General features: G+C 65.4%; 19 protein-coding genes. 12 read left to right on the top strand and 7 right to left on the bottom strand.

Translation table 11 applies throughout. The annotated features are described in order from the left end of the window. Positions 1 to 62: 62 nt before the first annotated feature. The gene (gene xdhC, locus GGQ64_RS04335; protein WP_183799650.1) at positions 63 to 926 is read right to left on the bottom strand and encodes a xanthine dehydrogenase accessory protein XdhC; all 864 of its coding nucleotides are present in this window, start codon (positions 924 to 926) and stop codon (positions 63 to 65) included. A 175-nt stretch (positions 927 to 1,101) separates the two neighbouring features. Between xdhC and GGQ64_RS04330 the strand changes: the two genes are divergently transcribed. The 7 genes from GGQ64_RS04330 (at position 1,102) to mnhG (ending at position 8,190) form a co-directional block, all read left to right on the top strand. Continuing rightward, the gene (locus GGQ64_RS04330) at positions 1,102 to 1,926 is read left to right on the top strand and encodes a bifunctional allantoicase/(S)-ureidoglycine aminohydrolase (protein ID WP_183799647.1); all 825 of its coding nucleotides are present in this window, start codon (positions 1,102 to 1,104) and stop codon (positions 1,924 to 1,926) included. 230 nt (positions 1,927 to 2,156) lie between these two features. Further along, complete coding sequence (locus tag GGQ64_RS04325) at positions 2,157 to 5,066, top strand: monovalent cation/H+ antiporter subunit A (protein WP_183799644.1); 2,910 nt, start codon at positions 2,157 to 2,159, stop codon at positions 5,064 to 5,066. Beyond that, a complete protein-coding gene (locus GGQ64_RS04320; protein ID WP_183799642.1) occupies positions 5,066 to 5,404 on the top strand; it encodes a Na+/H+ antiporter subunit C in 339 nt (112 codons plus the stop codon). Before GGQ64_RS04325 ends, GGQ64_RS04320 begins: the two co-directional genes overlap by 1 nt. Then, on the top strand, positions 5,401 to 7,041 hold the full coding sequence (locus GGQ64_RS04315; protein WP_183799639.1) for a monovalent cation/H+ antiporter subunit D: 1,641 nt from the start codon (positions 5,401 to 5,403) through the stop codon (positions 7,039 to 7,041). The genes GGQ64_RS04320 and GGQ64_RS04315 overlap by 4 nt, the downstream gene beginning before the upstream one ends. 2 nt (positions 7,042 to 7,043) lie before the next feature. Then, positions 7,044 to 7,520, top strand: coding sequence for a Na+/H+ antiporter subunit E (locus tag GGQ64_RS04310; protein WP_183800832.1), 477 nt, complete (start codon positions 7,044 to 7,046; stop codon positions 7,518 to 7,520). Beyond that, complete coding sequence (locus GGQ64_RS04305; protein ID WP_183799636.1) at positions 7,517 to 7,798, top strand: K+/H+ antiporter subunit F; 282 nt, start codon at positions 7,517 to 7,519, stop codon at positions 7,796 to 7,798. The genes GGQ64_RS04310 and GGQ64_RS04305 overlap by 4 nt, the downstream gene beginning before the upstream one ends. Beyond that, positions 7,795 to 8,190, top strand: a complete 396-nt coding sequence (gene mnhG / locus GGQ64_RS04300; RefSeq protein WP_183799633.1) for a monovalent cation/H(+) antiporter subunit G — start codon at positions 7,795 to 7,797, stop codon at positions 8,188 to 8,190. Before GGQ64_RS04305 ends, mnhG begins: the two co-directional genes overlap by 4 nt. 26 nt (positions 8,191 to 8,216) lie before the next feature. On the opposite strand, the gene GGQ64_RS04295 is transcribed toward mnhG, so the two are convergent. From GGQ64_RS04295 to rfbF, 5 genes are read right to left on the bottom strand one after another with little or no spacing between them, the layout of a single operon-like run. Further along, positions 8,217 to 9,467 (bottom strand): glycosyltransferase family 2 protein, encoded by a 1,251-nt coding sequence (locus GGQ64_RS04295; protein WP_183799630.1) that lies wholly within the window; start codon positions 9,465 to 9,467, stop codon positions 8,217 to 8,219. After that, the gene (gene rfbC / locus GGQ64_RS04290) at positions 9,464 to 10,006 is read right to left on the bottom strand and encodes a dTDP-4-dehydrorhamnose 3,5-epimerase (RefSeq protein WP_183799628.1); all 543 of its coding nucleotides are present in this window, start codon (positions 10,004 to 10,006) and stop codon (positions 9,464 to 9,466) included. Before rfbC ends, GGQ64_RS04295 begins: the two co-directional genes overlap by 4 nt. Then, entirely contained in the window at positions 10,003 to 11,235 is a 1,233-nt protein-coding gene (locus GGQ64_RS04285) for a class I SAM-dependent methyltransferase (RefSeq protein WP_183799625.1), read from the bottom strand. Before GGQ64_RS04285 ends, rfbC begins: the two co-directional genes overlap by 4 nt. Next, a complete protein-coding gene (gene rfbG, locus GGQ64_RS04280; protein WP_183800827.1) occupies positions 11,232 to 12,293 on the bottom strand; it encodes a CDP-glucose 4,6-dehydratase in 1,062 nt (353 codons plus the stop codon). The genes GGQ64_RS04285 and rfbG overlap by 4 nt, the downstream gene beginning before the upstream one ends. After that, positions 12,284 to 13,057, bottom strand: a complete 774-nt coding sequence (rfbF, locus tag GGQ64_RS04275) for a glucose-1-phosphate cytidylyltransferase (RefSeq protein WP_183799622.1) — start codon at positions 13,055 to 13,057, stop codon at positions 12,284 to 12,286. The genes rfbG and rfbF overlap by 10 nt, the downstream gene beginning before the upstream one ends. 253 nt (positions 13,058 to 13,310) lie before the next feature. On the opposite strand from rfbF, the gene GGQ64_RS04270 reads away from it, so the two are divergent. Genes GGQ64_RS04270 through GGQ64_RS04260 form a run of 4 tightly spaced genes read left to right on the top strand, consistent with a single transcriptional unit; the run spans position 13,311 to position 16,571 of the window. Then, positions 13,311 to 14,342, top strand: coding sequence for a class I SAM-dependent methyltransferase (locus GGQ64_RS04270; RefSeq protein ID WP_183799618.1), 1,032 nt, complete (start codon positions 13,311 to 13,313; stop codon positions 14,340 to 14,342). Positions 14,343 to 14,344: 2 nt separating this feature from the next. Further along, positions 14,345 to 15,112, top strand: a complete 768-nt coding sequence (locus GGQ64_RS27550; RefSeq protein ID WP_210300141.1) for a cephalosporin hydroxylase family protein — start codon at positions 14,345 to 14,347, stop codon at positions 15,110 to 15,112. Between the two features lie 5 nt (positions 15,113 to 15,117). Next, on the top strand, positions 15,118 to 15,972 hold the full coding sequence (locus GGQ64_RS04265) for an NAD-dependent epimerase/dehydratase family protein (RefSeq protein ID WP_343059413.1): 855 nt from the start codon (positions 15,118 to 15,120) through the stop codon (positions 15,970 to 15,972). Positions 15,973 to 15,989: 17 nt separating this feature from the next. After that, entirely contained in the window at positions 15,990 to 16,571 is a 582-nt protein-coding gene (locus GGQ64_RS04260) for a MarR family winged helix-turn-helix transcriptional regulator (RefSeq protein ID WP_343059412.1), read from the top strand. A gap of 22 nt (positions 16,572 to 16,593) precedes the next feature. On the opposite strand, the gene GGQ64_RS04255 is transcribed toward GGQ64_RS04260, so the two are convergent. After that, on the bottom strand, positions 16,594 to 17,736 hold the full coding sequence (locus GGQ64_RS04255) for a PQQ-dependent sugar dehydrogenase (protein ID WP_183799613.1): 1,143 nt from the start codon (positions 17,734 to 17,736) through the stop codon (positions 16,594 to 16,596). 213 nt (positions 17,737 to 17,949) lie between these two features. Here GGQ64_RS04255 and GGQ64_RS04250 point away from each other — a divergent pair, with 213 nt between their 5' ends. After that, the gene (locus tag GGQ64_RS04250; RefSeq protein ID WP_183799610.1) at positions 17,950 to 20,511 is read left to right on the top strand and encodes a GcvT family protein; all 2,562 of its coding nucleotides are present in this window, start codon (positions 17,950 to 17,952) and stop codon (positions 20,509 to 20,511) included. Positions 20,512 to 20,562 lie beyond the last annotated feature (51 nt).

Genomic DNA, 20,562 nt, shown 5'->3' with positions numbered 1-20,562 from the left:
AAGGCTGATAAACCGGCGGGGCGAGCGGCAAAGGCAAAAAGCAGGCCGGGTCGGGCGACGCGTCAATCCAGGGAACGGAAGGCCGACCGCCTGCCGACCGGGGCGCGAGAGCGGGCTTTCGGGGCGAGCACCGCCGTCAGGATCTCGGCTGCCGCAAGGGCCGCGATCACCGCCGGGCGCTTGTCGTTAAGAGCCGCGCCGCCGATCGGACAGACGAGACGCTCGGCGAGTTCCGGATGGCCGGTCTCGCGCGACAGCCAGCTTCTGAAGGTCGCACGCTTCGTCTTCGAGCCGATCATGCCGACATAGGCGGCGTCGTCCCGCCGCAGCGCCTCGGCGGCGATGAGGAAGTCGAGCGCGTGATCGTGCGTCAGGACGACGAAGGCACTGCCGGCCGGGGCGTCGCGAACGACCGCCTCGGGCACGGCCGTCAGGCGGGTCTCGACGCCGGGGACATGGGCCGCCTTCAGCTCTTCGGCGCGAGCGTCCAGAAGGATCGTGCGGACGGGGGCGAGCGAGAGCGCAAGCGCCAGCGCGTTGCCCACATGCCCGGCGCCGAAGAGATGGACGCAAGGCCGCGCCGCGATCTCGCGGTCGCAGCGCTCGATCAGACGCGTAGCCAGTGCCGGCGTGACCCTTGCGAAGGCGAGGCCGACGCGGCCGCCGCAGCACTGGCCGATCTCGGGCCCGAGCGGAATGGACAGCGGCTCCGCCGCCTGCCCCTGCCGCAGCGCCCGGCGGGCATGGTCGATCGCCATGAACTCCAGCTGGCCGCCGCCGATGGTGGCGAAGCTGCGGTGCGGCGACACCAGCATCCAGGCGCCGGCTTCGCGCGGCGCCGAGCCATCCACCGCCGCGATTTCGACCAGCATGCAGTCGGTCTCGGCTTGCAGGAAGTCGCGGAGATCGTCGCGGGCGACAGGCATTGACCAAATCCTCGTCCTGCCGGCCCGACCCTTTGGGCACGTTAGACCGGCGATTTGCACAACGATGATAATGCGCAAGCACGATCGCCGACAACAAGGCGCTGCAATTTCGTCCCGCATGCGCTATCGATCGACAAATCATCATATGCAGGACCGCATTCGCAGGGAGACGAGCATGACCGATAGAACCTATGTCGCGCCGAAGGGCGGCGCCCCCCTGCAGACGCAGTTGCTGACCGGCCGCGCCGTCTTTACCGAAGCCTATGCCGTCATCCCCAGGGGGGTGATGATGGACATCGTCACGAGCTGCCTGCCGTTCTGGAACGACACCCGGCTGTGGGTGCTGGCGCGCCCGCTCTCCGGCTTTGCCGAGACGTTCTCGCAATACATCATGGAAGTCGCCCCCGGCGGCGGCAGCGAACGGCCGGAACTCGACCCGGCGGCCGAGGGCGTCCTGTTCGTGATGGAGGGCGAGGCGACGGTCGAACTCGACGGGCAGAGCCATGTGCTCTCTCCCGGCGGCTATGCCTACCTGCCTCCCGCCAGCGCCTGGCGCCTCTCCAACAAGGGGTCCGATCCGGCCCGGTTCCACTGGATCCGCAAGGCCTATGAAAAGGTCGACGGGCTGGACGTGCCCGAGGCGCTGTTCCTGAACGAGAAGGACATCGCACCGGCGCCGATGGCGCATACGGAAGGAAAGTGGGCAACGACGCGTTTCGTCGATCCGTCCGACCTGCGCCACGACATGCATGTCACGATCGTGACCCTTGAGCCCGGCGCGGTGATCCCCTTTGCCGAGACGCATGTGATGGAGCATGGGCTCTACGTGCTCGAAGGCAAGGCGGTCTACCGGCTGAACCAGGACTGGGTCGAGGTCGAGGCCGGCGACTTCATGTGGCTGCGCGCATTCTGCCCGCAGGCCTGCTATGCCGGCGGACCGGGCAGCTTCCGCTACCTGCTCTACAAGGACGTGAACCGGCACATGAAGCTCTCGCGATAGAGCAGCGTCCAGTCTGACGCCCGCCGCAATCGGGCGAAATGCGGCCGCGGTCGGGACGGGCTGGAAAAAACACGCCGCTGCGGACTGATTTGCCCCTTGCGCCGATTGCAACGAGCGCCTTGATCGGTAAATATAATTTTACAGCGCGCCGCACGCATTGGAATGCGGTCTGCGCTACACGCTATCCCATTCTCACGAAGAGGTTCCGATTCGATTCGATATGTTTGCTGATGCCTGAAAAATTACTGCTTCTTCTCTTATTTCTTCCTTTTGTCGGCAGCATCGTGACTGCCCTGCTTTGGCGTACCGCTGCCCGGACGCTTCCCGCCTGGCTTGCAGGCGGTGTCGCGCTCGCCGCCACGATCCTCACGGCGTTCTACTATCCGTCGGTGACGAACGGAAAGATCGTCCGGTTCGAGATCGCCTGGCTGCCCGAACTCGGGCTGAATTTCACGCTGCGGATGGACGGCTTCGCCTGGCTCTTCACCATGCTGGTGACCGGCATCGGCTTCCTGGTGGTCGTCTATGCCCGCTACTACATGTCGGCCGAGGATCCGATCCCGCGCTTCTTCTCGTTCCTGCTCGCCTTCATGGGGGCGATGCTCGGCATCGTGCTGTCCGGCAACATCATCCTGCTGGCGATCTTCTGGGAGCTGACCAGCATCTTCTCCTTCCTGCTGATCGGCTACTGGTACCACAACGCCAACGCCCGCGACGGCGCGCGCATGGCGCTGACGATCACCGGCATCGGCGGGTTCTGTCTGCTGGTCGGCTTCCTTCTGCTCGGGCATATCGTCGGCAGCTACGACCTCGACGAGATCCTGGCAGCCGGCGATTTGATCCAGCAACATTCGCTCTACCTGCCGGCGCTGGTCCTCATCCTCATGGGCGCGCTGACGAAGAGCGCGCAGTTCCCGTTCCATTTCTGGCTGCCGAACGCGATGGCAGCGCCCACCCCCGTCTCCGCCTACCTGCATTCGGCCACCATGGTGAAGGCCGGGGTGTTCCTGCTCGTCAGGCTCTGGCCGGCGCTTTCGGGCACGTTCGAATGGTTCTGGCTGGTCGGCATCGCGGGGATTTCCACCCTGGTGCTCGGCGCTTACTTCGCCATCTTCCAGCGCGACCTGAAGGGGCTGCTCGCCTATTCGACGATCAGCCATCTCGGCCTGATCACCACCATGCTCAGCCTCGGCAGCCCGCTTGCCGCGGTCGCCGCGATCTTCCACATTGTCAACCACGCCACCTTCAAGGCGTCGCTGTTCATGGCGGCCGGCATCATCGACCACGAGACCGGCACCCGCGACATGCAGAAGCTGTCCGGGCTGTTCCGCTTCATGCCCTACACCGCCACCCTCGCCATGGTGGCCTGCGCGGCGATGGCGGGCGTGCCTCTCCTGAACGGGTTTTTGTCGAAAGAGATGTTCTTCGCCGAAGCGGTGGAGACGCATGCGGATTCGATCCTGGACCGCGCGCTGCCCTATATCGCCACGCTTGCCGGCGCCTTCAGCGTTGCCTATTCGGTCCGCTTCATCCACACGGTCTTCTTCGGGCCGCCGCCGACCGACATTCCCAATCCGCACCCGCACGAGCCGCCGCGCTGGATGCGCTTCCCGGTCGAGTTCCTGGTCCTGGCCTGCCTGATCGTCGGCATCGTGCCGAGCCTGTCGATCGGGCCCTTCCTCAGCACGGCGGTGATCTCGGTGCTCGGGCCCGATACGCCGCAGTACAGCCTGCACGTCTGGCACGGCGTCACCCTGCCGCTCGTCATGAGCGTGATCGCGATGATCGGCGGCGTCGCGCTCTATTTCGCGCTGCACCGCTATCTCGCCCATGCCGAGGACGGGCCGCCGATCTTCCGCCACCTGCGCGGGCAGCGCATCTTCGAGCGCATCCTCGTGACCGTCTCCTGGAAGTGGGCGCGCTGGCTGGAGGCGAACCTCGGCACGCGGCGGCTGCAGCCGCAGTTGCGGCTGGTGGCCGGGATCAGCTTCCTCTCAGCCTTCGTGCCGCTCTATTTCTCGGGTTTCGAGGCAAAGCTGCCGCCTCTGACCGGGGTCGATCCCGCTTTCGCGATGATCTGGGCCATCGGCATGCTTTCGGCGCTGACCGCCGCGGTCGTCGCCAAGTATCACCGGCTCGCCGCCCTGCTGATGATCGGCGGCGCCGGCATCGTCACCTGCGTGACCTTCGCCTGGCTTTCGGCACCCGATCTCGCAATCACCCAGCTCCTGGTGGAAATCGTCACCACCGTGCTCCTGCTTCTCGGGCTGCGCTGGCTGCCCAAGCGCATGGGGAAAGTCGACGACAGCACCAGCTTCACCGCGCGGGTCAGACGCCTGCGCGACTTCGGGATCGCGGCCGCCTGCGGCATCGGCATGTCGGTCCTCGCCTATGCGGTGATGACGCTGCCGGTGCCCGACACCATCGCCAACTACTTCCTGGAGCATGCCTATGCGGAAGGCGGCGGCAGGAACGTCGTCAACGTCATCCTGGTCGATTTCCGCGGCTTCGACACCATGGGCGAGATCGCCGTCCTCGGCATTGTCGCGCTCACCGTCTTCGCACTGCTGCGCCGGTTCCGCCCGGCATCGGAGAGCATCGAGGTGCCCGAACAGCAGCGGATCCAGAACGCCTATGACCTGGACCAGCCGGAACGGCAGCAGGGCGACACGGTGCGCGACTACCTGCTCGTGCCTTCGGTCGTCATGCAATGGCTGTTCCCGGTCGTCATCACCTTCGCCATCTACCTGTTCATGCGCGGCCATGACCTGCCCGGCGGCGGGTTTGCCGCGGGTATCACCATGGCGATCGCCTTCCTGCTGCAGTATCTCGGCGGCGGCGCGCGCTGGGCGGAGGACCGATTGAGGATCCTGCCGCTGCGCTGGATCGGCCTGGGACTGCTGGTGGCGGTCGCGACCGGCGCCGGCTCGTGGTTCTTCGGCTACCCGTTCCTGACCTCGCACTCGCAATACCTGACGCTGCCGCTGATCGGAAAGGTCCCGGCGGCCACCGCGCTTCTGTTCGACCTCGGCGTGTTCGTCCTGGTCGTGGGCGCGACCGTGCTGATCCTGATTGCGATCGCCCACCAGTCGATCCGCACCTACCGGGTCAAGACCGCGCCGAAACCGGAGGACGCATGATGGAACTCATTCTCTCGCTCGGCATCGGTGTCATGACGGGTTCGGGCGTCTGGCTGATCCTTCGCCCGCGCACCTACCAGGTCATCATCGGCCTGTCGCTTCTGTCCTATGCCGTCAATCTCTTCATCTTCGGCGTGGGCGGATTGAAGGTGAACGCGCCCGCCATCCTCACCGACGGAGTCGCGGTCTCCGCCTATTCGGATCCCGTGCCGCAGGCGCTGGTGCTGACGGCGATCGTGATCGGCTTTGCCACCACGGCACTCTTCCTCGTGGTGTTGATAGCTTCCCGCGGGCTCACCGGCACCGACCACGTCGACGGTCGAGAGCAGTCGCAATGAACCTGGCCCAGCATCTCATCATTGCGCCGATCCTGATCCCGCTCGTCACGGGAGCGGCGTTGCTGCTGTTCGACGAGCGCCAGCGCACGCTGAAAGCCATGATCGGCCTTGCCTCCACCATCGCGATCTTTGCTGTGGCGATCGCGCTCTTCCGCTTCGCCGACCGCATCGACGGACCAGACATGGCGCAACAGGGCGTCTACCTGCTCGGCAACTGGGCCGCTCCGTTCGGGATCGTGCTCGTCGTCGACCGCCTCTCGGCGCTGATGCTGGTGCTGACGTCGACGCTGGCAATTCCGGCGCTGATCTTCGCGCTGGCGCGCTGGCACACGGCCGGTGTGCATTTCCACAGCCTGTTCCAGTTCCTGCTGATGGGGCTGAACGGCGCCTTCCTGACCGGCGACCTCTTCAACCTCTTCGTCTTCTTCGAGGTGATGCTCGCCGCATCCTACGGCCTGCTTCTGCACGGCTCGGGGCTCCTGCGCGTCAAGGCCGGCCTGCACTACATCGCCGTCAACCTGGCCGCCGCCCTGCTGTTCCTGATCGGGGTCAGCCTCATCTACGGGGTGACGGGCACGCTGAACATGGCCGACCTCGCGGTGCGCGTGGCCACCGTCGGGGCGGAGCAGCGGATGCTGCTCGAGGCCGGCGCCGGCATTCTCGGGGTCGCCTTCCTGATCAAGGCCGGCATGTGGCCGCTGAACTTCTGGCTTCCCCCGGCCTATACCGCCGCCTCCGCCCCGGTCGCCGGCATCTTCGCCATCATGAGCAAGGTCGGCATCTACGTCATCCTGCGGCTCACCCTGCTGGTGTTCGGCGAGGGAACGCCGTCGTCCGGCTTCGGCCTGCACGTCCTCTTGATCGGAGGGCTCGCCACCATCACCTTCGGCGCCATCGGCGTGCTTGCCTCGCAGGCGCTGGGGCGGCTTGCCGGCTTCTCCGTGCTCGTCTCCTCCGGCACGATGCTGACGGCCATCGGCATGGGCAGCGGCGGGATCACCACGGGCGCGCTGTTCTATCTCGTCAGCTCGACGCTGACGATCAGCGCCTTCTTCATGCTGATCGAGCTCGTCGAACGCGGACAGGATGCCGGCGCCAGCGTTCTCGCCGTGACGATGGAGGCGTATGGCGACGCGGACGCGGAGGACGAGGAGGAAGAGGGCGGCGGCGGATTCGCCATGCCGGGGACCATGGCCATGCTCGGCATCTGCTTTGCCGCCTGTGGCATCCTGCTTGCCGGCCTGCCGCCGCTGTCCGGCTTCGTCGCGAAGTTCGCCATGCTGTCGGCGATGCTGAACCCTGCGGGCGGCGAGAGCGTCGCCCCGGTGCCGGCCTACATCTGGTTCGTCGTCTTCCTGATCATCCTGTCGGGCCTTTCCGCCCTGATCGCCATGACGCGCTCGGGTATCCGGACCTTCTGGGCATCGCTGGAGGGTACTGCGCCGCGCGTGCTGGTGATCGAGATGGCGCCGGTGCTGATGCTGCTGTTCGCCACCATGGTCCTCACCGTCCAGGCCGGTCCGGTGATGCGCTACATGGACGCCACGACCGAGGCCCTCAGTGCCACGCACCACTATATCGACGCCGTGACCGGCGCCCGGCGCGTCGGCGCCCCCGGCCCGGAGGTGCAGCCGTGAGCGTGCTTCCCTATCCTCTGCTGTCGCTGTCGCTGGTGCTGATGTGGATGACGCTGAACAGCTTCACCATCGGCCACCTCCTCCTCGGCGGCATCATCGCGACATTTGCCTCCTGGGGCATGGCGGCGCTCCGCCCGCACAAGCCCCGCATCCGCCGCTGGCACCTCCTGCCCTATCTCATCGGCATCGTGCTCTACGACATCGTGCGCTCGAACATCGCCGTCGTCTCGATCATCTTGGCCGGGCGCAGCCACAGGCAACGGTCCGGTTTCCTGGCGATCCACCTGGACCTGAAGGACCAGACGGCGCTGGCCATTCTCGCCGTGATCGTGACCAGCACGCCCGGCACAGCCTGGCTGGAGTACAACTCCTCCGACGGCACGCTGCTGATCCACGTGCTCGATCTCGTCGAGGAACAGGAGTGGACCGACCTCGTCAAGAACCGCTACGAAAGGCTGCTGATGGAGATCTTCGAATGAGCGTCACCATCCTCTACTACGCGCTGACGGCGGCCCATGTGATGCTGTCGGTCGCGATGGCGCTCGCGCTGCTGCGCATGATCCGCGGGCCACGCGCCCAGGACCGGGTGCTGGGACTGGACACGCTCTACGTCAACTCCATGCTGCTGCTTTTGACCTTCGGCATCGGCAGCGGCAGGACCCTCTATTTCGAAGCGGCGCTGATCATCGGGCTGCTCGGCTTCGTCGCGACCGTGGCGCTGGCGAAATTCCTGATGCGCGGGGAGGTCATCGAATGAGCCAGGCCGCCGACCTGCCGCTGTGGGCGGCCATCGCCGTCTCCGCCTTCCTCCTGCTCGGTTCGGCGCTTGCGCTGATCGGCACGATCGGGCTGACGCGCCTGCCGACCTTCTACGAGCGCCTGCATGCGCCGACGCTCGGCACGAGCTGGGGCACAGGCGGCGTGGTGATGGCGTCGATGATCTTCTTCACCGTCACCGGCAGCCGCCCGGTCTTCCATGAGATCCTGATCGGCATCTTCGTCACGGTCACCACCCCGGTCACGCTGATGCTGCTCGCACAGGCCGCCCTTCACCGGGACCGCGCGGAAGGCGATGCGAACGTGCCGCCATCGGCGACCGCGGGAACGGGTGCCGGAAAAGAAGCGCCTGCCGCCGGGACCGCCGACTGACGCGTCCGGCTCGAACTGCAGCCGGATCAGACCACGATGCCGCGGACGAGGTCCGCTTCGCTGAAGACGAGCCCCGACCGGAAGCCCTGCTTCACCAGAAGCTCGCGGCGGGCGGACGTGGACGTGACGACGGCGGCGGCATCGACCATGCCTGCAACCGGGCCTTCCTCGGGCATCGCGACGACCTCGATCGAGGCATCGAGCCCGAGTTCGTGCAGTACCCTCGTCACGGTCTGGGGATCCGGGAAACCGTCGAGAACGAGATAGCGCAAGCCCGACGTCGCATTGACCTTGCGGGCCAGGACTTGGAGGCTCGCCATCACCGGCAACTGTTCCTTCAGCCTCTGGACGTCGGGATGCTTGTCGAGACCGGCAAGGCAGATGCGCGTGTAAAGTTCATAGGCCTTGACGAACTCCTTCCTGGCCGCCCAGAGCCGCATGGCGACACTCATGCGGATCGCCGTGAACTCGCCGCAGGCCTGGGCCAGCTTCATCCGCCGGTCGCCGGACAGGTCGAGCTGCCCCCGCCTCTCGCCGAGGTAGATGAGATATTCGAGGCCGCCGCGATAGCGGTCCCAGGCGGTCATGGTTTCCTCATGGCCCATCTGTTCGCGATGCAGCGCGATCGGGCTGTTGGTGACGGAGCGGTAGAACGGCTTGTCCAGGAAGGCGACCGCGCCCATATCCAGCGCCTGCGCCAGATAGGAAAAGGCCCAGTAGCAGAATTCGCGCGGCACGATCACCGCGCGGAGCACCTCGGTGCGGTAGACCGCGATCTCCGGGAATACGTGACCATCGAGGATGAAGGCCAGGAGCGGCCCGAACTTGCGCTGCTCGAACCGGCGCGGCTTGTCCACGGAATAAAAGAGCCGCTCGTCCTTGCCCGTGACCGCGTCATGCAGGTGCCAGGGCGCGTGGCAGACGACCACGGCGGGGTTGGCGTCGAGATATTCGATCGTCGCGCGCAGCCCGTCGAAGGCGAGCAGGTCGTCGTCGGCAAGATACATCGCATAGAGGCCGGCGGCATTCTGGAAGGCATTGGCGAGGTTCGGCCAGCCGCCGCCGTTCACCTCGCGCCGGACGTAGCGGATCGGCAGGCCCTGCGCTGCGAACGCTTCCACCACGGCACCGGTCTCGTCGGTCGAGGCATTGTCGGAGATCACCAGCTCATAGGAGAAGCCCAGGCTCTTCTCTTTCAGGAAGCTCTCCAGCAGATGGCGAAGATAGGGCGCGCGGTTGTAGGTCGGTATGCAGATGCTGAGCTTGACGTCATTCATGCGTCGTTCCCTTGGGTGAAATAGGGGCACGTCGCGTCCCTGTCGTTCATGCTGGTCGGCGTGATCGGCCATGCGATCGCGAAAGCCGGATCGTCCCAGCGCACGCAGCGTGCGAGATCGGCAACGTAGGGAGCCGACATCTGGTAGAAGACCTCGCACTCGTCCTCGAGGGTGAGCAGCCCATGGGCGCAGCCTTCGGGGATGTAGAAGGCGTTCTTCCGCCGCCAGTCGAGTTCGACCGCATCCCATGCGAGATAGGTGCCGGAGCCGGGGCGCAGGTCGACGGCAACGTCGAAGACCCGGCCGCGGGTGGCGCGCACCAGCTTGGCCTCCCCCTGCGGAGCCGCCTGGTAGTGCAGGCCGCGCAGGGTTCCGCGAACGGCGCTGTAGGACGCGTTGCACTGCGGAAAGTGCGTGGCGAGGCCGTGGGCGGCGAAGGTCTCGGCGCAGAACGTCCGCGCGAAGGTCCCGCGCTCGTCGCCGTGCCCGTCGATATCGATGAAGAATGCACCGGCGATGCGGCTCGGGGCAAACCTCATGTCAGCACGGTGAGCTCGGGGACGGCGATGACGTAGCGTCCGCCCCATGCCGAGATATCGTTGTTGGCGACGATCTCCGCGCTGATGTTCCAGGGCAGGATGAGCACGTAGTCAGGCTGCGTCTCGGCCAGCCTTTCGGGGGAATGGATCGGCAGCCGGCTGCCCGGCAGGAGATGGCCCTGCTTGTGGGGGCTGCGATCGACGACGTAGGCGATCAGGTCGGTGCCGATGCCGCAGAAGTTGAGGAGCGTATTGCCCTTCGCCGCCGCCCCGTAGGCCGCCACGCTGCGGCCTTCCGCCCTCGCCTTGCGGAGGAAGGCGAGCAAGCCTTCCCGCACCGGGACGATGGCCTCCTGGAAGGCGTGGTAGCGTGCGACATCGGCCAAGCCTGCCTCGCGCTCGTCGTTGCCCACCTTCTCGACCCCTTCAGTCGGCCTGTAGGCCGTGGAGCTCTTGCGGGCCGCCGTCACCCGCAGGCTGCCGCCATGGGTCGGCAGTTCCTCGACGTCGACCACGACGAGCCCGTGCCGTGCCAGCACGTTCTCCACCGCGAGCAGCGACAGATAGTAGAAGTGCTCGTGGTAGATCGTGTCGAACTGCACGTTCTCGATCAGTCGCAGCAGATGCGGGAACTCAAAGCTGACGACGCCGTCGGGCTTGAGCACGATCGCCATGCCGCCAACGAAATCGTTGATGTCCGGCACGTGCGCGAGGACGTTGTTGCCGACGACGAGATCGGCAAGAAGGCCTCTTGCTGCGAGGTCCGCCGCGGTCTCGCGGCCGAAGAAGCGGCACTCGGTCGGAACGCCCGCCTCACGGGCGACGCTCGCGACGTTCTGGGCGGGCTCGATCCCGAGCGAGGGAATGCCGCGGGCGACGAAGTGGCGCAAGAGATAGCCGTCGTTGCTGGCGACCTCGATCACCTGGGATTTGTCAGACAGCCCGAAGCGCGCGATCGCCAGCTCTGCGAAGCGGCGGGCATGCTCGACCCAGCTGTCGCTGAAGGAGGAGAAGTAGGCATAGTCGCTGAAGATGTCTTCCGGCGAGGCGAAGGCATCGGCCTGCACCAACCAGCACTCGGAGCAAACGAAGGCCCGCAGCGGATAGGAAGCGTCGGGGGAACCGGCGTCGGTGGGCCGGACGTAGGAATTTGCCAACGGCGTGACGCCCAGGTCGGCAAAGACATGGACGAGCGGGGCATTGCAGAAGCGGCACAGCCTATCGGTCATGCAAGCAGTCCTTCGTATTCGGAAATCTGGCCGAGCGTGAACGCGCGCATGTCCGCGCCGGCGCGCCAGGCCTTGTACCAGGCGCAGGTCCAGTCGACTGTGCGGCGGAGATCGAGGCGCGGCCGCCAGCCGATCGTCGTCGCGGCGAGCGTGGAATCGAGCGTCAGCTGTGCCGCCTCCGGCGGGTGGGCGCCTTCGGCCCGCCGCCAGCCGTGGCCGGCATCCCAGATCCGCGCGAGTTCCTCGGCAAGCTGCGACACGGTTGCGACGTTGTTCGGGTCGGGGCCGAAGTTCAGGGTGTCCGGATGCGTCCCGCCTCTTTCATGAAGGGCCTGCGCGAACGTCAGGTAGCCCGACAGGGGCTCGAGCACATGCTGCCAGGGGCGCGTCGCGTCGGGGTAGCGCAGGCTCACCGCCTCGCCCGCGCAGAAGGCGCGCACCATGTCCGGAACCAGACGGTCCTCCGACCAGTCGCCGCCGCCGATGACATTGCCGGACCGCGCCGTCGCAAGGCCGATGCCTGCCCCGTCCATGAAGCTCGCGCGATAGCTCCGGCAGAGCAGCTCGACGCAGGCCTTGGAATTGCTGTAGGGGTCCTTTCCGCCGAGCGTGTCTCCCTCGCGGTAGGGCACGCCCGTCCCTGTCTCGGCGTAGACCTTGTCGGTGGTGACGACGAGGACCGTCTTGACCGAGCCCGCCGCCAGCGCCGCATCCAGCAGGTTGATGGTTCCGGTGACATTGGCCGCATAGGTCTCGGCGGGCAACCGATAGGAGCGTCGTACGAGCGGCTGGGCGGCCAGATGGAAGACGATCTCCGGCGCGAAGGCTTCCACCCGGCGCGCCAGTTGCTGCGCATCGCAGATGTCCGCCCTGTGGTGGCGCCGGCCGACCCATGGTCCGGCGAGCGCGTAGAGGGAGGGTGCCTGGTCCGGATCGAGCGCGATGCCGCAGACCTCGGCGCCGAGGCGCTCGAGCCAGAGGGTGAGCCATGTTCCCTTGAAACCGGTATGGCCGGTGACGAGGACACGCCTGCCCTTCCAGAACGCCTTCAATTCCACATCTTCCACGGCGCCCGCCCCGAGTTCCACAGATCCTCCAGCAACATGCGCTCGCGCAGCGTGTCCATCGGCTGCCAGAAGCCGTCATGGCGGTAGGCGACCAGTTCGCGGCTCTCGACGAGGGCGCCCAGCGGCTCGCCCTCCCAGACCGTCATGTCGCCGTCAATGAGGTCGATGACGGAGGGATCGAGCACGAAGAAGCCGCCGTTGATGCGCTGGCCGTCGCCGTGCGGTTTCTCGGTGAACCGTGTCACGAGGTCGCCTTCGATGCGGGCGGCGCCGAAGCGCCCGGGCGGCGTCACCGCGCACATCGTCGCCTTGCGGCCGTGGCTGCGGTGGAAGGCGATTTCGGCGGCGATGTCGATGTCGCCGACGCCGTCGCCATAGGTCAGGCAGAACGGCTCGTCCGGATCCAGGTATTCACGGATGCGGCGAATGCGGCCGCCGGTCATGGAGTGGAGACCGGTATCGACGACGGTGACGCGCCAGGGCGGGCATTCGCGATGGTGGTACTCGATCCTGTTCGTGCCGAGCTCTATCGACACGTCGCTGTGATGAAGGATCAGGTTAACGAAGTACTCCTTGATCATGTAGCTCTTGTAGCCGGCGCAGATGATGAAGTCCGTCAGGCCATGATGGGAGTAGATGTTCATGATGTGCCAGAGGATCGGCTTCTCGCCGATCTCCACCAGCGGCTTGGGGCGCACGATCGTTTCTTCGGCAAGGCGAGATCCGAGGCCGCCGGCGAGTATCACAACTTTCATTCGCAATATCCTGCCGCGCGCCGCTATCGGCTGCGTTCAGCGCATCCGAGCAAGTAACTTTCAAATGTTGCGCGAGGCTTGCCTGGCCGTTTGCCGGTAACTTCCATCGGCAAGAGCAGTTGATCTATGTTCTGACAGACCGATTCGCCGGTTGGATGCACCGCACGGGTGGAGGCTGCCGGCGAGGCGCCGGAGCCGGGGATTGAACCAACTTGTCGCGCCGCCATTGCAGAACCAGCGAGATTGCCGCCTGATGAAGAGAGCCTTGTACAGCCAGTCCCGCCTGCCGCTCCTGCAGAACCAGATGTTTGAAACTGCCCAGGATGCAACGATCTGCGCCGTGGGCGATGTCGAGCTGGTGGAAGACCTTGAAAGCGGGCTGATCTACAATGCCGCGTTCGATCCTTCGCTCCTCACCTATACGAACGACTATCAGAACGAACAGGGATACAGCACAATCTTCAAGGAACACCTTGAATCGGTCTCAGCCATCATATTCGACCATATGGACACTTCGAGCCTGGTCGAGGTCGGATGCGGCAAGGGCCGGTTTCTGGAGCTTCTGGCGTCCCGGGGGGCGCAGGTTCACGGATACGACCCGACCTATGAGGGCGACAATCCACGCATCGTCAGGGAGTTCTTCGGCCCGAATGCCAAGATCAGGGCTTCCGGACTGATCATGCGCCATGTGCTGGAGCACATCCAGAACCCCTTCGAATTTCTCGAAATGCTTGCGGCGGCCAACGGCGGCAAGGGGCTGATCTACATCGAAGTTCCCTGCTTCGACTGGATATGCAGGAACAAGACCTGGTACGATGTCTTCTACGAGCATGTGAATTATTTCCGCATGTCCGATTTCCACCGGATGTTCGGGCGGGTGCTTTTCGCCGAGCGCGTCTTCGGCGAACAGTACCTGGCGGTCGTCGCCGATCTCGAAAGCCTCAGGAAGCCGGAGTTCGATCCTGCAGACCGAGCGAACCTGCCTGTCGATTTCGCCCCGGCGGTCCGCGCCAATGAGACCGGGAGACCCAAGGTCATCTGGGGCGGCGCCTCGAAAGGAGTCATCTATTCGATCTTCTGCGCACGCTCGGGCATCAAGATCGACACGGTGGTGGACATCAGCCCTTCCAAGCAGGGCAAGTACCTGGCGGTGACCGGCCACAAGGTTCAGGCGCCGGACGTCCTGAACGCGCTCGGCCCTTCGGACATCTACATCATGAATCCAAACTACAAGTCAGAGATCGTCGCCCATGCCGGTCCCCAACACAATTACATGGAGATATGACAATGAGCGAGTTTGATCAGGAGATCCGCGCTCGCGTCCGGGACATGACCGACGACGCGGCTCTGGCAGGCTCTGCGCAGGCATTCCTGGCACAGTCGATCGCCAGCAAATATTCCTACAACTTCCACTGGCTCGGGCGGCCGATCATCCAGTATCCGCAGGATATCGTCGCCTTGCAGGAAATCATCTGGGCGACGCGGCCCGATCTCATCATCGAGACCGGCATCGCCCATGGCGGCTCGCTCGTGCTCAGCGCCTCGATGCTGGCATTGCTGGATCTGTGCGACGGCGCGAGCCCGAAGGCAGACGGATCTGGGGCCCGTCGTCCCCGCAGCGTCGTCGGCATCGATATCGACATCCGCCCGCATAATCGCAAGGCGATCGAGGAGCATCCGCTGGCGGACCGCATCACATTGCTGCAGGGGTCCAGCATTGCCTCGGACATCGTCGATGCCGTGCGTGCCGAAGCTGCGCCCTTCGAGCGCGTCATGGTGATGCTCGACAGCAATCACACGCACGATCACGTGTTGGCCGAACTGAACGCCTATGCCGATCTCGTCACGCCCGGGTGCTACTGCATCGTCTACGACACCGTGATCGAGGATCTCGACGCAGATTCCTTTTCCAACAGACCATGGGGGCCCGGCGACAACCCCCGCACGGCCGCGCTGGCGTTCCTGAAGTCCAATCCGGCCTTCGCTGCGGATCTCGATATCGATACGCGGCTGCAGATATCGGTTGCACGCCACGGCTATCTCAAGCGGCTCTGACGGCTGTGGCCACGGTTCTACTCACCGGCGCCACCGGCTTTGTCGGCCGCCAGGTTCACAGGCGGCTCGTGGCCTTGGGATACGACGTCCGCGTCGTCGTGCGGGCGGGCACGGCTTCGAGGCTGGACGTTGCGGTCGAAAAAGGAAGCCTCATCGAAACGGACGACCTCTTCGCGCAGGACCCTGCCTGGTGGAAGAATGCGTGTGCCGGCGTCGACACGGTCGTCCATTGCGCCTGGTATGTGGAGCAGGGACGCTACCTCGATGCGCCGGAGAACGCCCGATGCACGGCCGGTACCTTTGCACTGGCGCAGGGAGCCTGCGACGCCGGCGTTTCCCACTTCGTCGGTATCGGCACATGCATGGAATACCGGCTTCCCGGCGATCGTCTGACCGTTCAGGCGCCGCTCGAACCTTCGAGCTTCTATGCGGCCTGCAAGCTGTCCGCCTACCATATGCTGCAACAGTGGCTCGGCGCCCGCGGCGTTGCCTTCTCCTGGTGCAGGGTCTTCTACCTCTACGGCGAAGGGGACCATCCCCGGCGGCTTGCCGCCTATGTGCGCCGTCAACTGGAAGACGGCAAGACCGTGCAACTGACCAGCGGCACCCAATTGCGAGACTTTCTGGACGTGAGCGAAGCCGGCGCAATGATCGCGGATGTGGTCGAGACGCGGCAGGCCGGCGCGATCAACATATGCTCGGGCGAGGCCGTCACGATCCGCACCTTCGTCGAACGGATCGCGGACGAATACGGCAGGCGGGATCTTCTGGAGTTCGGCACCGTCCCGCCGCATGCGTCCGACCCTGCTGCCGTCGTTGGCGTCTGCAATCTCGTCAGGCCACCACAGGCAGCCGACTAACCGAACGTTTGTCGACCGTGATCTTACCGCCGAGCGAACGCGGTTTCCTGCCGTTGCGCAATCCCGCCAGGCTGCGCGGCGCTATCGTCGGCCCCGTCTGCAACAACGCTGCCCGCATCCATCACGCCATGACAAAGCTCAAGCTCGAGACCTTCCTGCCCTATCGGCTCAATCGCATCAGCGCTGCGGTATCGCAGCAATTCCGCTCCATTTATGGTCCGGACTTCGACCTCAGCGTCCCCGAATGGCGCGTGCTGGCCACGCTCGGCCAGTTCGAGGTGGCGACGGCCAAGGCGATCGGGGCGCATTCGGCGATGCACAAGACCAAGGTGAGCCGGGCCGTGAAGGCACTGGAGGACCGGCGCTGGCTGCGGCGGCGGCAGAGCGAGGAGGACCGCCGCGAGGAACTGCTGCAACTGACCGATCTCGGCCGCGGCATCTATCTCAGGATCGTGCCGAGGGCGGAAGCCTTCGAGAAGCGACTGCTCGCCTCGCTCGGCGACGATGCTGGCGCTTTCCTGCGGGGGCTGGAGATGATCGAGGAACAGCGCCTCGACGGCGTCCCACTCGACAGCCCCGACGAGGGCGGCCAAACGTAGGCGCGACGCCCGCCGCTCCGAATCAGTCGTCCGGCGTCAGACGGAGCAGGCGGCCGGGGCTGTTGTCCTCGATGAGCCAGAGTGCGCCATCCGGGCCGACGGCGACGTCGCGGATCCGCTCCTCCATATCCCAGCGGTCGGCCTCGTCGGCACCGCCGTTGCCGTCGAAGGTAACGCGGATCAGCGCCATCGCGGAAAGCCCGCCGATGAAGGCCGATCCCCGCCAGGCGGGAAACATCGCGCCGTCGTAGATTGCCATGCCGGCAGGCGCGATGACCGGGTTCCAGTAGAGCGGGGGTGCCGTAAATTCCGGGCGCGTCGCGTGCCGGGGAATGCGCGTGCCGCTGTAGTTGTCGCCGTTGGAAACGACCGGCCAGCCGTAGTTCTTCCCCGGTTCGATCAGGTTCAGTTCGTCGCCGCCGCGCGGGCCCATCTCGTGCAGCCATAGCTTTCCGTCGGGCGCAAATGCGAGGCCGTAGGGGTTGCGGTGGCCCATGGTCCAGGTCTGCGCGCGCACGCCGCCCTCGGCGCTTTGCGGATTGTCGTCGGGCGTCGAGCCGTCGAGATTGAGGCGCAGCACCTTGCCGCGGGTGTCGTCCGGATCCTGCGCCGTCTTCGGCAGCATGCGGTCGCCGGAGGTCAGGAACAGGTGCCGGCCGTCCGGATCGAAGGCGATGATGCCGCCCGGCTGGCCGCGGCCGCCCTGCGGCTCCTGCCGCCAGATCACCGACAGGTTTTCCAGCGCGGCCGCCCTGTCGCCCTCGCCCAGAGTGGCGCGGGCGAGCACGAGGCTGCCGCCACCGGAACCCGGCTCGACGTAGGTGATGTAGACGGTGCGGCTGGAGGCGAAGTCCGGGGAGGCTGCGACATCAAGCAGGCCGTTCTGCCCGGACGCCGCCACGTCGGGGACGTTTGCGACCGGCGTCTTCGTCCCCTCCTGCGTCACCAGGAAGATGGCACCGGGCTTTTCCGTCACCAGCATGCGGCCATCGGGGAGGAAGGCGATCGCCCAGGGGGTATCGAATTCCGCCACGGCCTCGGCTGCGAAAGGCGTCTCGCCGGAGGCCTCGCGATCGCCCGCATTGACGCCTTGCGCATGCGCGCCCGGGGCCAGCGCAAATACCGTGAAACCGAGGGCTGTGAGGATGTGCCTGCCTGCAATCATGGTCGTTCCCTACTGCGATCTCCCTACAAGATCGACCATCCTTAACACGACGCCGCCGGCACGGTTCCTTCACGTCTGCGTGTGCCGGGCGTGACGCCAGACCGCCTCGGCCCCGGTCGTCGTGCAGCACGATGATTATGTCGTAGACAGGCTCTACACCTGATGAGACAAGCCCTAATATCCGCCTCCGGTATCAAATCAGGGTCGCACGCAATGGCTGAATTTCCCACAAATGCAAAGGTCGTCATCATCGGGCTCGGAGGCATCGTCGGCGCCTCGATCGCCCACCACCTGATCGAGCGCGGGTGGGACGATATCGTCGGCATCGACAAGTCCGGCATTCCGACCGATATCGGCTCGACGGCGCACGCCTCGGACTTCTGCTACACCACCAGCCATGACTACCTGTCGGTCTGGACGACCCAGTACTCGATCGATTTTTACGAGAAGATGGGCCACTACGCCCGCATCGGCGGCCTCGAAGTCGCCCGCACCGGCGACCACGCCTGGATGGAAGAAATCAAGCGCAAGCTCTCCTCCGCCAAGGCATTCGGCACCCGTGCCCACTATGTCGGCCCCGCCGAGATCAAGGAGAAGTTTCCGCTGATCGAGGAAGACCAGGTGATGGGCGGCCTGTTCGACCCCGATGCCGGCCTTGTCATCCCGCGTTCGCAGACCGTTGCCGGCAAGCTGGTGGATGCGGCCGAAAAATCGGGCAAGCTTGCGATGTTCGGCAATACACCGGCCAAGTCGCTGATCGTCGAGGGCGGCCGCATCAAGGGCGTCGTCACCCATCGCGGCACGATCATGGCCGACCACGTCATCGTCTGCGCCGGCATCTGGGGCCGCCTCATTGCCGAAATGGTCGGCGAGGACCTGCCGGTCATGCCGGTCGACCACCCGCTGACCTTCTTCGGCCCTTACAACGAATTCGAAGGAACCGGCAAGGAGATCGGCTTCCCGCTTCTGCGCGACCAAGGCAACTCGGCCTATATGCGCGACACCGGCGACCCGAAGACGACCGAGGGCGGCCAGATCGAGTGGGGCTACTACGAGACCGACAATCCGCGCCTCTGCCATCCGCGCGACATCCTCGAGAAGAACGAGGCTCGCCTTTCGCCCTCGCAGCGCGATCTCGACATGGAACAGATCATCGAGCCGCTCGAGCGCGCCATGGAGCTGACGCCGATCCTCGGCGAACTCGGCTACAACGAAAGCCATTCCTTCAACGGCCTGCTGCAGGTCTCCGCCGCCGGCGGCCCCTCCTGCGGCGAGAGCCAGAAGGTGCGCGGCCTGTGGTACTGCGTCGCCATCTGGGTCAAGGACGGCCCCGGCTACGGCAAGCTGATCGCCGACTGGATGACGGACGGCCGCACCGAGATCGACCATAACTCGATCGATTATTCCCGATTCTATCCGCACCAGCTGACCGAGGAATTCATCCACGGCCGCACCTACGAGGCTGCGCAGAAGATCTACTTCCCCGCCGTCCACACCCGCGAGCCCTATGCGACCGGCCGCGACGTCAAGCGTTCGCCCTTCTACGAGCGCGAAGTCGAGCTCGGCGGCCACTTCATGGAGCTCGGCGGCTGGGAGCGCGCGCACGGCTATGCCGCCAACGGGCACCTGCTGGAAAAATACGGCAACCGCGTTCCGGTGCGCGAGAACGAGTGGGACAACCGCCACTTCTGGCGCGTCTCGAACGCCGAGCACCTGGCGATGAGCGACGATTGCGGCATCGTCAACCTCTCGCACTTCCACATGGTCGACATCGAAGGCCCTGATCATGTCGAGCTGCTGGAATGGCTGTGCGCGGCCAAGATCGGCGGCGACGGCAACATCGGCAAGGGCGTCTACACCCACTTCCTAGACGACGAGGGCATGGTGCGCGCCGACTTCACGGTCTTCCGCATGGCCGACTGCGGCCGTCTCGTCAACGGCGCCGACGCCGGCCCGCGCGACTTCCACTACATGAAGCGCGTGGCCGAGGATCGCGGCCTCGACGTCACCATCACCGACGTGTCGGAAAAATATGTCACCATCGGCATCTGGGGGCCGAACGCCCGCGACACCCTGAAGAAGGTGGTCGCCGATCCGGCCGGCCTCGATCCCGAAAACTTCGCCTTCGCCGCGATCAAGCCGATCGAGATCGCCGGCAAGCAAGTGACCGCCTTCCGCATCTCCTATGTCGGCGAGCAGGGCTGGGAACTGCATATGAAGTACGAGGATGGCCTGGCCGTATGGGACGCGCTTCGTGGCACCGGCGTGATGGCCTTCGGGGTGGAGACCTATGCGAACTCGCGCCGCATGGAGAAGAGCCTGCGCCTGCAGAATGCCGATCTTCTGACCCAGTATAACCTGATCGAGGCCGATCTTGCGCGTCCGAAGGTCAAGGAAGCGGACTTCCGCGGCAAGGCGAAGCACCTGGAATACAAGGCTCGCGAGCACCAGCCGGCCATGCTTTGCACGCTGGTGATGACCGAGAACACCGACAGGACCGGCGTCGAGCGCTATCCGGTCGGAAGCCTGCCGGTCATGGACCCGCAGACCGGGGAAACGCTCGTCGACGAACTCGGCCGCCGCTCCTACACCACCTCGATCGCCTTCGGCCCGACGATCGGCAAGAACATCGCGCTCGCCTACCTGCCCTGGTCCTATTGCCAGGTCGGCCGCAAGCTGAATGTGGAGTATTTCGCCGAGACCTATCCGGTCGAGGTGGTCGGCATCGGCTACAAGCCGCTCTACGACCCCGAAAATCTCAAGCCGCGCACCTGATCTGCCCGGCGACCGGGCCGGCAGCCGTCCATGCGTCTCTCGGAAAGCCCG

The sequence above is a fragment of the Mycoplana azooxidifex genome (assembly GCF_014196765.1).
GTDB classification, from domain to species: Bacteria; Pseudomonadota; Alphaproteobacteria; order Rhizobiales; family Rhizobiaceae; genus Mycoplana; species Mycoplana azooxidifex.
The sequence above is the reverse complement of the archived record's forward strand: the minus strand, read 5'-3'. Positions and strand labels throughout refer to the sequence as shown.

What these genes read in the sequence shown, in the direction of transcription:
- xdhC (WP_183799650.1), bottom strand. Translation starts at nt 926, where the DNA reads ATGCCTGTCGCCCGCGACGATCTCCGCGACTTCCTGCAAGCCGAGACC.
- GGQ64_RS04330 (WP_183799647.1), top strand. Translation starts at nt 1,102, where the DNA reads ATGACCGATAGAACCTATGTCGCGCCGAAGGGCGGCGCCCCCCTGCAG.
- GGQ64_RS04325 (WP_183799644.1), top strand. Translation starts at nt 2,157, where the DNA reads ATGCCTGAAAAATTACTGCTTCTTCTCTTATTTCTTCCTTTTGTCGGC.
- GGQ64_RS04320 (WP_183799642.1), top strand. Translation starts at nt 5,066, where the DNA reads ATGGAACTCATTCTCTCGCTCGGCATCGGTGTCATGACGGGTTCGGGC.
- GGQ64_RS04315 (WP_183799639.1), top strand. Translation starts at nt 5,401, where the DNA reads ATGAACCTGGCCCAGCATCTCATCATTGCGCCGATCCTGATCCCGCTC.
- GGQ64_RS04305 (WP_183799636.1), top strand. Translation starts at nt 7,517, where the DNA reads ATGAGCGTCACCATCCTCTACTACGCGCTGACGGCGGCCCATGTGATG.
- mnhG (WP_183799633.1), top strand. Translation starts at nt 7,795, where the DNA reads ATGAGCCAGGCCGCCGACCTGCCGCTGTGGGCGGCCATCGCCGTCTCC.
- GGQ64_RS04295 (WP_183799630.1), bottom strand. Translation starts at nt 9,467, where the DNA reads ATGAATGACGTCAAGCTCAGCATCTGCATACCGACCTACAACCGCGCG.
- rfbC (WP_183799628.1), bottom strand. Translation starts at nt 10,006, where the DNA reads ATGAGGTTTGCCCCGAGCCGCATCGCCGGTGCATTCTTCATCGATATC.
- GGQ64_RS04285 (WP_183799625.1), bottom strand. Translation starts at nt 11,235, where the DNA reads ATGACCGATAGGCTGTGCCGCTTCTGCAATGCCCCGCTCGTCCATGTC.
- rfbF (WP_183799622.1), bottom strand. Translation starts at nt 13,057, where the DNA reads ATGAAAGTTGTGATACTCGCCGGCGGCCTCGGATCTCGCCTTGCCGAA.
- GGQ64_RS04270 (WP_183799618.1), top strand. Translation starts at nt 13,311, where the DNA reads ATGAAGAGAGCCTTGTACAGCCAGTCCCGCCTGCCGCTCCTGCAGAAC.
- GGQ64_RS27550 (WP_210300141.1), top strand. Translation starts at nt 14,345, where the DNA reads ATGAGCGAGTTTGATCAGGAGATCCGCGCTCGCGTCCGGGACATGACC.
- GGQ64_RS04255 (WP_183799613.1), bottom strand. Translation starts at nt 17,736, where the DNA reads ATGATTGCAGGCAGGCACATCCTCACAGCCCTCGGTTTCACGGTATTT.
- GGQ64_RS04250 (WP_183799610.1), top strand. Translation starts at nt 17,950, where the DNA reads ATGGCTGAATTTCCCACAAATGCAAAGGTCGTCATCATCGGGCTCGGA.